General features: G+C 58.3%; 5 protein-coding genes. 3 read left to right on the top strand and 2 right to left on the bottom strand.

Translation table 11 applies throughout. The features are described from left to right. Positions 1 to 104 precede the first annotated feature (104 nt). From KVT38_RS09920 to KVT38_RS09910, 3 genes are all read left to right on the top strand, one after another. On the top strand, positions 105 to 890 hold the full coding sequence (locus KVT38_RS09920) for a phytanoyl-CoA dioxygenase family protein (protein WP_217593547.1): 786 nt from the start codon (positions 105 to 107) through the stop codon (positions 888 to 890). 48 nt (positions 891 to 938) lie between these two features. Further along, positions 939 to 1,739: an AraC family transcriptional regulator gene (locus KVT38_RS09915; protein WP_217593546.1), complete on the top strand. Its 801-nt coding sequence runs from the start codon at positions 939 to 941 to the stop codon at positions 1,737 to 1,739. A 522-nt stretch (positions 1,740 to 2,261) separates the two neighbouring features. After that, positions 2,262 to 3,323 carry a DJ-1/PfpI family protein gene (locus KVT38_RS09910; protein WP_217593545.1) on the top strand — a complete coding sequence of 354 codons (1,062 nt, stop codon included), beginning with the start codon at positions 2,262 to 2,264 and terminating at the stop codon, positions 3,321 to 3,323. Between the two features lie 145 nt (positions 3,324 to 3,468). Here the strand turns inward: KVT38_RS09910 and KVT38_RS09905 are convergent, their stop codons facing one another. Beyond that, on the bottom strand, positions 3,469 to 6,879 hold the full coding sequence (locus KVT38_RS09905) for an Ig-like domain-containing protein (RefSeq protein WP_217593544.1): 3,411 nt from the start codon (positions 6,877 to 6,879) through the stop codon (positions 3,469 to 3,471). 33 nt (positions 6,880 to 6,912) lie between these two features. Next, positions 6,913 to 13,074, bottom strand: coding sequence for an S-layer homology domain-containing protein (locus KVT38_RS09900; protein WP_217593543.1), 6,162 nt, complete (start codon positions 13,072 to 13,074; stop codon positions 6,913 to 6,915). Positions 13,075 to 13,307: the final 233 nt, after the last annotated feature.

Raw genomic sequence — 13,307 nt, 5'->3', positions numbered from 1 at the left:
AGTAAATGCATACTCATTATGTAGAAATGCAAAGCTGGCTTCCGCGCCCATATCCTACAATAACGAGAGATTCATCAACTAATCCTCTCAAGGACGGTGCTCATATGAATAATCAAATGGCATTGGCGGAAAAAAAGCAGCAATATGATCAACTGGGCTACGCCGTCTTTCAGAACGTGCTGGATGCCGAGCTGATGGGGGAAGCCAAAGAACATATTGCCTGGCTCATGAAAAAGTATCCCGAGAAGCGGCCGGAGCAATTGGGCAACGATCTGCTTGCCAACGATCCGTTTTGGATCCGGCTGATCAGCGACGATCGGCTGCTCGATATCGCCGAACAGTTCATCGGACCGGACATCGCCTTGTTCGCATCTCATTACATCAGCAAGCCGCCCTTCGACGGCAGGCCGGTGCTGTGGCATCAGGACGGCAGCTATTGGCCGCTTGCGCCGATGAACGTCGTCACGCTGTGGCTGGCCGTTGACGATTCTGTGCGGGAAAACGGCTGCTTGCGCGTCATCCCCGGCACGCAGACGATGGAGCTGCAGGAAATGAAGCAGAATACGCAGGTCATGAGCGTATTGGAGTCGGAGGTCGACCCGTCGCTCGTGGAGGAAGACAAGGCGGTCGATTTGATTCTTCGCTCGGGCGACGTGTCCGTGCATCATCCGAACGTTATTCACGGGTTGGAAGCGAATCTTTCGCCGCTGCGCCGCTGCGGGTTGACCATACGGTACATCCCGACATCCACGCGCATCACCGTGGACAACTGGCCAAGCGCGTTCCTGCTGAGAGGAAACGCGGTGCCTGGCGTTAATAGCTATTTACAAAAACCCAAGTTCGATCAGGCGCAGCATATGAGCTTCCGCGGCAGCGAGGCATGGAAATAGGCGGCTGACGAAAAAGAGGCTGGAGACGAGGATGGAGGCGAAATACGGATGACCCAGCAGCCCGAACGGCTGACGATGGAACAGTTTATGCCGAAGGACGCCTCCATCCAGGTGTTTTCCGGAAGTCTCCGCGGCCCTACCGGGCTGCATTGGCATGAATTTTATGAAATTACGCATATCGTGTCCGGAGAAGGGACCAACGATTGGAACGGTCAATCTTATCCGGTGGGACCCGGCAGCACTTTTTTGCTCACGCCCGCGGATTTTCATCATCTGAGCCCGCTTACGAGCGATGGCCTGGAGCTGATTAACATTATCTTCTCCGAGGACATGCTGGACGATGAGCTGCGGTTTCTGCTGTTCTCGGAGGCGCCCCATCTCGGGCATCGTTATGCGCCGGAAGAGGGAGCGTCAGCGGATTTTGCCGCGATCTGGAACGAAGCGAACGACACCCGGCCGAAAACGGAAGATGCTCGAAAACTTGCTCGAACGCATATTGCTGAAGCATGCCCGCGCTTGTCGCGGATCGGCATCGCTCGAACGCACCAAGGACTCGCGAACGCTGCCGCTGGCGATTCGCAGGGCCGTGCTCTACACGGAGCATCATTTCAGGGAGGATCTGACGCTAGAGGCGGTGGCGAAGCAGGCGGCGCTGGCCTCTCGTTCCGGGGCTATTTGCAGCAATTGCGCGTTCGCTTCGCGAAATCGCTGCTCCTCGCTTCGGAATCGTCGATTACCGAGATTTGCTACGCGTCGGGCTTCAATACGCTGGCTCATTTTGAACGGGGGTTCCGGGAAAAGACGGGCATGTCGCCTATCGCGTTTCGTAAACAGGCGGATTCGAACTGACAGCTTGAACCGGCATTTGCCACGTTGAACAACGACGGCGAACGGGGTATCCCGTTCGCCGTCGTTCGCGACTACTAGCCCCGCCAACTATCGACCGCCGTTCATACTTGACCGCTTTGTTGCTCGCAGCCCTGTCAACTATCGTTCGTCATTCATACTTGGCCGCCTTGTTGCTCGCAGCCCCGTCAACTATCGACCTTCGTTCATACCTGGTCGCCTTGTTGCTCGCATTAACGGAATTCGAACGCGTCGATGACGACATTGTAGTCGCTCGCCGCAGCGCTTCGTCCTGTCTACCTCCACCTTATATTTCATTTAAATTTGTATTATGTCAATATAAAGTAATATTAAAAACAAAAAGCCCCCCTGCGTCTTCTGACGGGACTGTGCTCAAACGTATACGATTTTGTGACTCTTTGGCCTCTACGTTCGTGACATTCGGTTGTTAGGATGTACGAGGAAGGCTGACGGCGAGATTCGAAAGCGTCACGCGTCAGACAGGACCGACAGGAGGAGACCTTCATGTTAAACGTGCAAATCGTGCTTTTCGACGGCTTCGATCTCATGGACGCCCTTGCGCCTTACGAGGTGTTCAGCGCCGTCTCGCTCTATTTGGATAACGCCATCGCTTTGGAGCTCGTCACCGCCGAAGGACCGAGATTCGTCCCGAGCGGCATGGGCGGACTGCGGATCGAAGCGAGCGGTAGGCTGTCGCCGGAACGCGGCGGCATCGTGCTCGTGCCCGGCGCCGCCGGCGGCGTCGAGGGCGACGGATACGATTCCGTCCCGGCCATTCTCGGTCGGGCCATGACGACGGACTTGACCGGGCTGATGGGACAGGCGCTCGCACGGCCGGACGTCACGGTCGCCACCGTATGCGGAGGCTCCTTGCTGCTCGCGATGGGCGGGCTGCTGGAAGGCCGGCATGCGGTCACCCACCGGCTGGGCATGGGCATATTCGGAGCAACCGGCGCCATCCCCGTCCCGGCGCGCGTCGTCGACGACGGCGATCTGGTCAGCGGAGGCGGCGTCACCTCGGGACTCGACGTCGCCTTGTACCTCGTGGAGCGCGAATTGGGGCCGCGTATAGCGCACGAAATCGAGAGGCTGTTCGAATACGAACGGCGGGGGACGCCCTGGCGGCAGCAAGGGCTGGCGCCTATCGTTCGTCCGCTGTCGGCGGACGAAGCGCAGACGGAGGAGCCGGACTTCGCGGAATCCACAATCGCCGGTCCGTTGAGCACTAGCGAGTCGATGTCCGTCTATGACGGAGAATGGGAGACGACGATCGCGACGCCGGTCGGGAAGCTTGCGGTCCAGCTCTCCATCGCGACCCGAGACGGCCGTATCCAAGGCACGGCCACGCAGGGAGGGGAGACGGTCGAGCTGTTGAACCCGGTTGTGGCGAAGGGCAATCTGCAGTGGTCGATGCGGGTCGCGAAGCCGATGCGCCTGCATCTGAAGTTCGAGGTCGCCGTTGACGGCGACCGAATGGTCGGCGCCGCCAAAGCCGGCATTCTGCCGGCATCCAAATTAACGGGCCGCAGGGTAGCCGGACCGAACGCTGCGACTGTCCAGGCGTGATCCGTCGATTCGATTCGTTCACCGGCTACCATGAATCGGACATTCTCACCCGCACCGTGCGGGCGTATTCCGACGGACTCGGCTCATGCAGCCCAAAAACCCCGCCTCCGATACGATCGGAAACGGGGTTTTGCACCTTTTGCGATTAATTGATCAGATCGGCGGCCTGAAGCAGTCGGCGTACGATCACGGCGGCTTCCGCGCGCGTCAGATTGGCCTCTGGATCAAGCTTGCCACCCCGTCCCTTCAAGAGGTTCAGGTTTATAGCGCTAGCGATAGAGGAACGAGCCCAGCTCGGCACGTCGCCGCCATCGGCGAAGGCGCTCAGCGCACGATTCGCTTCATTCGTCGTCACAGTGGCTTCCAGCTTGGGGATCGCACCCGCACGAATCAGCACGGCCACCGCTTCTTGACGCGTAATGTTCCGGTTCGGAAGGTACGTCCCGTCGACATATCCGTCGATCAGGCCATAGTCGGCCGCGGCTTGAACGGCGCCCGCGTACCAGTTGCCCGAAGCGACGTCCGAAAAGCCGCCAGTATAGCTCCTGGATTGAATTCCAAGCCCCCTCGTCACGATTGCCGCAAACTCCGCTCTCGTAATCGCCGCGTCAGGCATGAATTCCGTATCGTTTACGCCTTCAATGATAAGACGGGAAGTCATGTCGTTCACTTCGGCGCTCGCCCAATGCGAGCTCACGTCTCCCATTGCGCGAGGATTATAGATGACGGAATAAGTGCTGTTGGTCAAGCTGTTAATTTTCGCGAAATATTTGCCGTTCTCTTGTACGACGACCGTCGGTTCGTGATGCAGCGATCCGTCGTCCGTCAGCACGACGCCCGTCGTGATGCCGCTTGGCGACACATCGTCCGGAATCGCGATTTTGCGTTCTACGTAACCGCCAAACTTGTTTACCGGAACGCTCTGCGTACCGTAGACTGCAGTAATCTCGAAATCGACAGGACTTCCGATCGTCTGAAGTTGACCGGACTTTGCAGCCTCATGCACCTGAGCCGTCTTATCGGCGGACGATGCGGATATTTGTATGCGGATCGTAATGTCCTGAAGATTCGAGCCTGCACTTAACTGCGCGGACAAGCCTCCGATATCGATCAGGGAAGCCGGGATTGTATACGTGCCTTTGCCGGTTTGAATCTGAAGCCGGGCAGCGTTGGATTCCAGCGCCTTGATCACGCTCCCGTTCAGCTCGCCGATCACGTCGTCGCTGCTTCCGCCGACCGGGATAGTCAACAGCTTGCTGTTTTCTCGCGACAGCTTGTCCAGCACCTTCTGGTTATCCAGCTTAACCGTCGTGACGGTGCGCCCGCCTACCGTTTGATGCTGAGCAGTTGCCAGTTGATCCTGCTTCACGCCGTCTACCCAGATCTCAACGTCCGGATTCGCCGGTGCCGGTGTCGTCGGAGGAGGAGTCGGCGCGTTGTTAACCGTTACGTTCGCTTCCGCCCGATAATCGCCGTAAACGGCGGTAATGATCGTTTGACCGGCAGCGACTGCCGTCACCATGCCCGAAGCGTCAACCGTGGCGACTTCCGAGTTGCTGGAACTGTAGGTCACGCCGGAGCTCAGCGCCTTCGTGCTGTTATCGTCATAGACCGCCGTCGCTACCGATTGATGCGTGCCTCCGACATCCAGCGAATAAGCGGAGCTGTCCAGTTGAATGCCCGTTATGGCAGGAGCCGGCGGCGGCGTGTCATTAACCGTTACGCTTGCTTGGGCCTGATAATTGCCGTACTGGGCTGTGATCGTCGCTTCGCCGGCTGCCACCGCCGTCACCATGCCCGAAGCGTCAACCGTGGCGACTTCCGAGTTGCTGGAGCTATAGGTCACGCCGGAGCTCAGCGCCTTCGTGCTGTTATCGTCATAGACCGCCGTCGCTACCGATTGATGCGTGCCTCCGACATCCAGTGAATAAGCGGAGCTATCCAGTTGAATGCCCGTTATGGCAGGAGCCGGCGGCGTGTCGTTAACCGTTACGCTTGCTTGGGCCTGATAATTGCCGTACTGTGCAGTGATCGTCGCTTCGCCGGCTGCCACCGCCGTCACCATGCCCGAAGCGTCAACCGTGGCGACTTCCGAGTTGCTGGAGCTGTAGGTCACGCCGGAGCTGAGCGCCTTCGTGCTGTTATCGTCATAACGCGCAGTCGCTGCCGATAGGTGTGTTCCGCCGACATCCAGCGTGTAGGCGGTGCTATCCAATTGAATACCCGTTATGACAGCAGGAAGCCCCCATACCGCCCTAAGCTTTTTGGTTTCGGTCATCACGATCGTGTCGCCAGGCGCGTAATCGACGGGCATATTGCCTGTTGTGCTCCAGCCTTTGAACACATATCCCGGCCTGACCAAGTCTCCTTGATCGGCCACGATCGCGGTTTCGTTCGGCAAGTAGCCTACAGGCGTCGCTGCCAGGGAACTGCCTGTGCCGCCGTTGCCGTCATAGACGAGAGCAGCTCTCAAAGTAGAGATATTGCCCGATAAATAGTTGGTGCCGTAAATGTAACCCGAGCTGTCGGCCGCGACATCGAAAATCTGGTATTGGTTGGATGCATTCGAAAGGATACCGGTCTCGACCCAATCCCCGGAACCTCCTCCGCTTGCGAGCTTCATTGCGATGGATTCACCCGTTAACCCCGCCGCCATATTCGCAGCCCATACATTATCGTACCTATCAATTCCAATCCCGTACGCCGCGAAAGAAATGCCTGAAGATGAAGGCGTAATATCCGTCCAATTCGTACTTCCCGCTGTCAGCTTGAGAACTTGATACGGACTCGTGCCGATGCTCGGGGACTGTCTTGTATTGGTGATAAAGACATTTCCGGCGCTGTCGACTGCAATATCGAGCGGATTTGTGACCGCGCTCGTTGCGATATCGGTCCACGTCGATTGAGCTTGATTCCATTTCCAAATATGCGGCGTTACCCCCGTTTGGTTGCCGTATATGCCGTCGATTACGTATACGTTTCCTTGCCGATCCACCTCGACGCCCATGGCATACTTCAAACCGACAGGCGTGATCTGCTCCCAGGAAGTGGTTCCGTGCGTCAGCTTCAACAGTCTGGCCGTATTGGGGGTTGCGCTACTGGCAGTGCCCATAATCCAGGTATTGTCGGCCACGTACACATCGCCTGCATCATTCACCGCAATGCCGATCGGCGTCGTCACGCCGGAATCGTACGTAATATCGGTGGATGTCTCACCGTTGTCCGAAAGCTTCTCGATTTTGCCCGAATGAAGAGGCGTACTGCCGATCATTGACAAGAAACGAAGCTTGGAAATATAAAAATGGCCGGCATTGTCGATATCCATGAACATCGGCATGTAGGTCTCCCCAGGATTCGTAGGAAACTGTGGCGGATTTAATTGATAAGCGGGCTCCGTATAATTCACCCAAGTAAGAGAACCCGTGTAAGCCGGAGCCTGCGGCGTCGGTTTGGCATAGGCTTTGCCGCCTCCCCATCCGGACGGCATCAGCAGCGTGGCAGCCAGCAAACTCGAAAGAATACCCCATTTTTTCGACTGATTCGCCATAGATTTCATTGTTGTCTCCTTTTTATTGAGCGATATCCTGCCTTAAATCAACCAGGAAGCTTGCAAAAGCCGTTGAATCAAAGTTGCTACCTCAGCCCTCGTAATAGATGCCTTCGGCGCAAGCACGGCGGCACCTCGTCCGGACGCAAGGCCGGCCTGCACGTTGTCTTGAACGCTGCTTCGCGCCCAGTCGGAGATGGCTGATGCATCTTTATACGACCGAAGGATGGCATCGTCCGCTTGCGCAGGCAGCTTCGCCTTCAGTCCGGTCATCGCCATCGCTCTGGATAGAATCGTCATGGCCTCTTCGCGCGTAATCTCGTCGTTCGGTCGGAAGGTGCCGTCCTCATAACCGCTAATGAGTTCGTACGCGTATGCCGCGTTGATCGCGCCGCCGTACCAATCCGTCGTTTTCACGTCGGCGAACGCCGTTGCCCCCTGCTCCAGCTTCAGCCCCAGGCCGCGCACCAGAATGGCTGCAAACTCGGCTCGGGTGATCGCCCGATCGGGATTGAACCGGCCGCCTCCCGTACCGTCAATGACCATTCGCGAGCCCATGTCGTTAACGGCGGCTTTCGCCCAGTGGTTCGCGACATCGGCAAACTCGAGCGGATGCCAAACGACCGAGTACGTGCTGTTGGTCAAGCTGTTTATTTTCGCATAATACTTGCCTTCGATCTGAACAACCTTGGTCGGCACATGCCGTACGGTTCCGTCTGCGTCAACGACGACGCCCGTCGTGATGCGATTCGGATCGATGCCGTCCGGCAAAGCCACCGTGCGCTCGACATAGACGTTAAAAGTCGTGACTTCGACCGTTTTCCCGCCATAGGTGCCCGACACCGTAAAATCGACCGCAGGCGCGACAACGGAAAACTCGCCCTTCGACGCTGCGTTTTCGACGACCTTGGCCATGGTGTCCGGCGTTTGCGCGATCTCGACTTTAAACCGAATATCCTCCAGCTTCGCGCCGCTGCCGAGCTTGCCTGCTAACTCGTCGATGTTGATCTCCTTCGCCGGCAGTGTGTACGTTCCTTTGTCCGTCTGCAGAACGAGCGTCGCCGAAAGGTTTTCCATGCTTTTAACCATTTGGCCGTTCAACTCGCCGACAATGACGTTCGACGACGACTTGACTGGAATGGTGACGATTGCATTCATGCCCTCCGCTTTCAGCTTCGCCTGCAGCTTCGCCGGATCGACGGCGACCGTCGTCATCTTGACGCCGCCCGACTCAGTCGTCGTTGCTTTGCCCGCATTTTCAACCTTGCCGTTAACCAGGACATCGACCGAATCTTCCTTCGGACCCGCAGTTCCGGTCGGTGCTTCGTTCGAAGGCTCGGGAGTCTGCGGCTCCGTGACAACCTTTGCTGCCGTTTGACCAAAATACACGACGCGCCCTTGCGCGTCTACTTCGGCTACGCCGATCTTGTCGCCGTTCGCTGCCGTGATGAGTCGGTCGTTCGGGACGTTCAAGTAGCCGCTAAGCGTGTCGCCGACATTCGGTACGACTACGGTGCCGCTGCCGAAGTTGAAGTAGACCAGCCGGTGACTGTCGGCGACGGCCGGCGTTACCGTTATCAAGGTTTTGCCGTCATGGGCTGCGCCGCTCGGATCCGTCGCGATCACCGTCAAACCACCGGCAGGAACGGATACATTCGTTGTAAAAATCACTGTAGTCGACGGCCCCGCCGGAACGGAACCGCTGGCCGCCACCCTCACCTGGACCGTGTGCTCGCCGCTTAGCTCCGGCATGTTGGTGCCGTCATACCGGATATAGGCGCCGCCGTCGATCGAGAATCCCATCGTCGTGTCCAAACCGACTATCTTATTGCTCGCATCGTCGGCGCTTATGTCAGGAGCTCCCGGAATGGTTGCATCGGAGTCATGGACGGTCACCTGTGCAGGGATGGAGGCAAAGTTCGTTGCCGTAGCCGCTACCCGTACGTAATAAATGCCCGGTGCGAGCCCGACAACCGATGTCCCGCTCACCTTCGTCCATGCACCGTTACTGCCTTCTTTGTACTCCATCTCAAGTTGGATATGGAGAATCGAGCCGTCATGAGCTCCGTTATAAGTGACATCCGTCACGGAGATATCGACCGGCGCTGCCGGACGCGCCGGCAGGACAAGCGTCTGCGCCGGGCTGTCGGTAGTCGTCGTGCCGTTGCCTGTCTTCACGATGCTCACGGATAAGCCCAGCCAACTGGCGTCGATCTTCAGCTTGCCTTCGCTGTCCGCCACGACAGCAGAACCGTTGATGGTGTAGGCGCCGTTCGGCTCCAATCCCGTCAGTTGCTCCGCCGCGTAGTCGACCGCCGCCGCGGGCATCGTCTCAGCCGACGCGTTGTACGCTGCGATCGTCACCGTCTGCGTCGCCGAAGCGAAGGACGAAGACGTCGCTTTGACGCGCAAGTAGTACGAATCCGGCACCAGCCCCGTTACGCTCGTGCCGGTCACATCCTGCCAACTGCCGGACGCTCCCCGCTTATACTCCATGCCCGACGTTACGTCCGTCAGCGTGCCGTCGTTGCCGCCGATGGAGCTCTCGTCCGTTTTACCCGCGGTCGGGGTAGCCGGGCGCGCCGGCAGGCTAATCGACTGCGCCGCGCTGTCGATCGTCGTCGTGCCGTTGCCTTTTTTCACGACGCTTATCGACGTGCCCAACCAACTGGCCTCGATCTTCACTTTGCCGCTGCCATCCGCCGTTACCGCCGTACCCTTCACAGAATAAGCGCCGTTCGGCTCCAGCCCCGTCAGCTCTTCAGCCGCGTAGTCGATCTTCGCGTCCGGCTCCGGCTCCGGCGTCCCGACGAACGCCGCGATCGTGACCGTCTGCGCTGTCGAAGCGAACGACGTCGACGTCGCTTTGAAGCGCACGGTGTACGTATCAGGCGCCAACGCCGTCACGCTCGTGCCGCTCACGTCCTGCCAACTGCCGGACGCTCCCCGCTTGTACTCCATCGCCGGCGATACGTTCGTCAGCGTACCGTCGTTGCCGCCGATGGAACTCTCGTCCGTCTTGCCTGCGGTTGGCGCCGCGGGACGCGCCGGCAGGCTAATCGTCTGCGCAGCGCTGTCAGTCGTCGTTGTGCCGTTGCCTTTTTTCACGATGCTTACCGGCGTGCCCAGCCAGCTAGCCTCGATCTTCACTTTGCCGTTGCTATCCGCCACCACAGCCGTACCGTTAATGGAGTAGGCGCCGTTCAGCTCCAATCCCGTCAGTTGCTCCGTCGCATAGTCGACATCCGCCGCCGGCTTCGTCTCAGCCGACGCGTTGTACGCCGCGATCGTGACCGTCTGCGTTTCCGAAGCGAAGGACGAAGACGTCGCCTTAACGCGCACGTAATAGGTATCAGGCGTCAGATCTGTAACGCTGGTGCTGCTTACATCCTGCCAACTGCCGGACGCTCCCCGCTTGTATTCCATGCCCGGCGTTACTCCCGTCAGCGTACCGTTGTTGCCGCCGATGGTCGTCTCGTCCGTCTTGCCTGCGGTCGGGATCGTCGGCCGTGCCGGCAGGCTAATCGTCTGCGCCGCGCTGTCGGTTGTCGTTGTGCCGTTGCCTTTTTTCACAACGCTTACCGGCGTGCCCAGCCAGCTAGCCTCGATCTTCACCTTGCCGTTTCCATCCGCAACCACAGCCGTACCGTTAATGGTGTAGGCTCCGTTCGACTCCAGTTCCGTAAACTGCTCCGCCGCGTAGTCGACATCCGCCGTTGGCTTCGTTTCCGGCGTCGCTACGAACGCTCCGATCGTCACCGTCTGCGCCGTCGAAGCGAAGGAAGAAGACGTCGCTTTGACACGCACGTAGTACGTGTCCGGCGAGAGTTCTGTTACGCTCGAGCCGGTCACATTCTGCCAACTGCCGGACGCTCCGCGCTTATACTCCATGGCCGACGTTACGTCCGTCAACGCACCGTCGTTGCCGCCGATGGTCGTCTCGTCCGTCTTGCCCGCGGTCGGCGCCGCCGGGCGTGCCGGCAGAGCAAGCGTCTGCGCCGCGCTGTCCATCGTCGTCGTACCATCGCCTTTCTTCACGACGCTTAACGACGTGCCCAGCCAGCTGGCCTCGACCTTCACCTTGCCGTTGTCATCCGCCGTTACCGCCGTTCCGTTAACCGAGTAGTTGGCATTCGCGACCAATCCCGTCAACTGCTCCGCCGCGTAGTCGACGTCCGCCGTCGGCTTCGGCTCCGGCGGCACCGCTGTGACCGTTATCGTCGCTGTACCTTTCTTGCTACTGTCGACCGTTGACGTTGCCGTAATCGTATAATCGCCCGGCGCTGTATCCGCTGCGACGGTCACATTCCCCGTGCCGTCCACCGCCACCTTGCCTCCGGCGTCGCTGCTCGCCCACTTGACCGTCGTCATCACGCCGCTAATCGCGTCTACCGCCGCCGTAAACTGCTTGCTGCCTCCCTGCGGCACGGTTGCGTGATCCGGGTTGACGCTCACGCTGTTGATGGCCGGCGGCACCTTTTCGGATTGAACGATGGTTCCATTTGCGCCAGCCGCGACATACGTGCTGTCGCCATAAGCGACGGCGGCCAGATCATTCGCACTGCCGCTTGCCCGGCTTGTCCAATTCGCTCCGTTGCCGGAGGTCAATAACGTTCCGCCGACGCCTACCGCTGCATACATGCCGTTTCCATACGTAACGCCGCTGAGTTGATTCGCAGTGCCGCTTGTTCGAGGGGCCCAGCTCATCCCGTCAAGAGAGGTCACGATCGTACCGCCGTTCCCGACTGCTACATACATATCGTTTCCGTAAACGACGCCATTGAGCGGGTTCGATGTGCCGCTCGTTCGCGAAGTCCAGCTGATCCCGTCAATAGAAGTCTCAATTGTTCCGCCGTTCCCGACCGCCACATACAGACCGTTTCCGAAAGCAACGCCCTTCAGATTATTTCCGGTTGCGCTCATTCGTCCCGTCCAGTTCAAGCCATTGCCGGAGGTTAAGATCGTTCCGCCGGTGCCAATCGCCACGAAGTTGCCGTTACCGTAGGCAATACCGGTTAGTTGGCTCGACGTGCCGCTTGTTTGTTTGGTCCAGCTCGCGCCATCGGCAGAAGTGACGACCGTACCGTTTAAGCCCACCGCCACATACAGATCTTCCGCGTACGCGACGCCATACAAATGATTCGGCGTGCCGCTCGTTCGAGTCGTCCAGTTCGCTCCGTCGCCGGAAGCGACAATCGTGCCTGTTGCGCCTACCCCCATAAACATACCGTTTAAGTAAGCCATCCCAAGCAGCGTACTTAAGGTGCCGTTCATACGGCTCGTCCAGTTCACGCGGTCAGGGGAAGTCAGGATCGTGGTTTCCCCCACCGCGACATACGTTCCGTTGCCATATGCCGCGCTCGTTAGCGGTATGGTCGTCCCGCTGCTTTGGTTCGTCCAGCTTACGCCGTTGGCACCGGTCAAGATCGCGCCGCTGTCGCCTACAGCTACATAATGCTCATTGACGAAGCTGATGCCATAAGCTGTTGAGTAGTTGGTCCCGCTAGTTCTCCAGCTCACGCCGTCATCGTTGGAGAACAGCGTCCTATTCTGACCGCCCAAAGCCACAAATCGGCCGTCCCCGTAGGCAACGTCCGTTAGTGAATAAGCATAGCCGCTAGTCTGACTCGTCCAGTTCACGCCACCATTGCTGGAAGTTACAACGACTCCGCTGCTCCCCACCGCCGTGTACGTACCATTTCCGTAAGCGACGTCATACAAAATATAAGAGGTATTAATGCCGCTCGTTCGGCTCGCCCAATTTACGCCATTGCTGGAAGTCACGATCCTGCCGTTGTTCCCGACCGCCACATACAGGCCGTTACCGTAAGTGATCCCGGCAATGTTCGTCGTAAGTCCGCTCGCTCGGCTCGTCCAGCTCACTCCATCGGCGGAGGTGAGGATCAACCCTCCTGCACCGACCGCGACAAACAGGCTGCTTCCCCATATCACCTTATTCAATATATTCACAGTGCCGCTCGTTCGGCTCGTCCAGTTTGCTCCGTCGCTTGAGGTTAGAATCGTTCCTTTGCTGCCTACCGCTACGAAGGTACCGTTTCCAAATGTAACGCTGCTTAGCGTATTCCCCGTCGGCAACGGGCTGCGAAGCGTCCACGTGTCGATAGGACCAGCCCATGCGTATTGAGGGATCAGTGTCATCATTAAAAACAATACGGTAACGATCGATACCCAACGTTTAATCATCGTTTAAATTCACTCGCCTTCATGCTGATATACGATGGCGTCATTATAACCCGAGCGATGTTGCAAAATTGTTGCAAACAAAAAGGAACCCGCCCCCGGATTGCTGGAGCAAGTTCCCCGATCCTTCATGCTATCGCGCAAAAGTGTACGATAGAGCGCTGTCCCCGTTCGTCGTTCCTTCTATCGCGCAAAAGTGCACGATTTTCACCCGAAACTCCCGGGTTCTCGCTTAA

Source organism: Cohnella sp. GbtcB17 (assembly GCF_019091135.1).
Taxonomy (GTDB): Bacteria; Bacillota; Bacilli; order Paenibacillales; family Paenibacillaceae; genus Cohnella.
The sequence above is the reverse complement of the archived record's forward strand: the minus strand, read 5'-3'. Positions and strand labels throughout refer to the sequence as shown.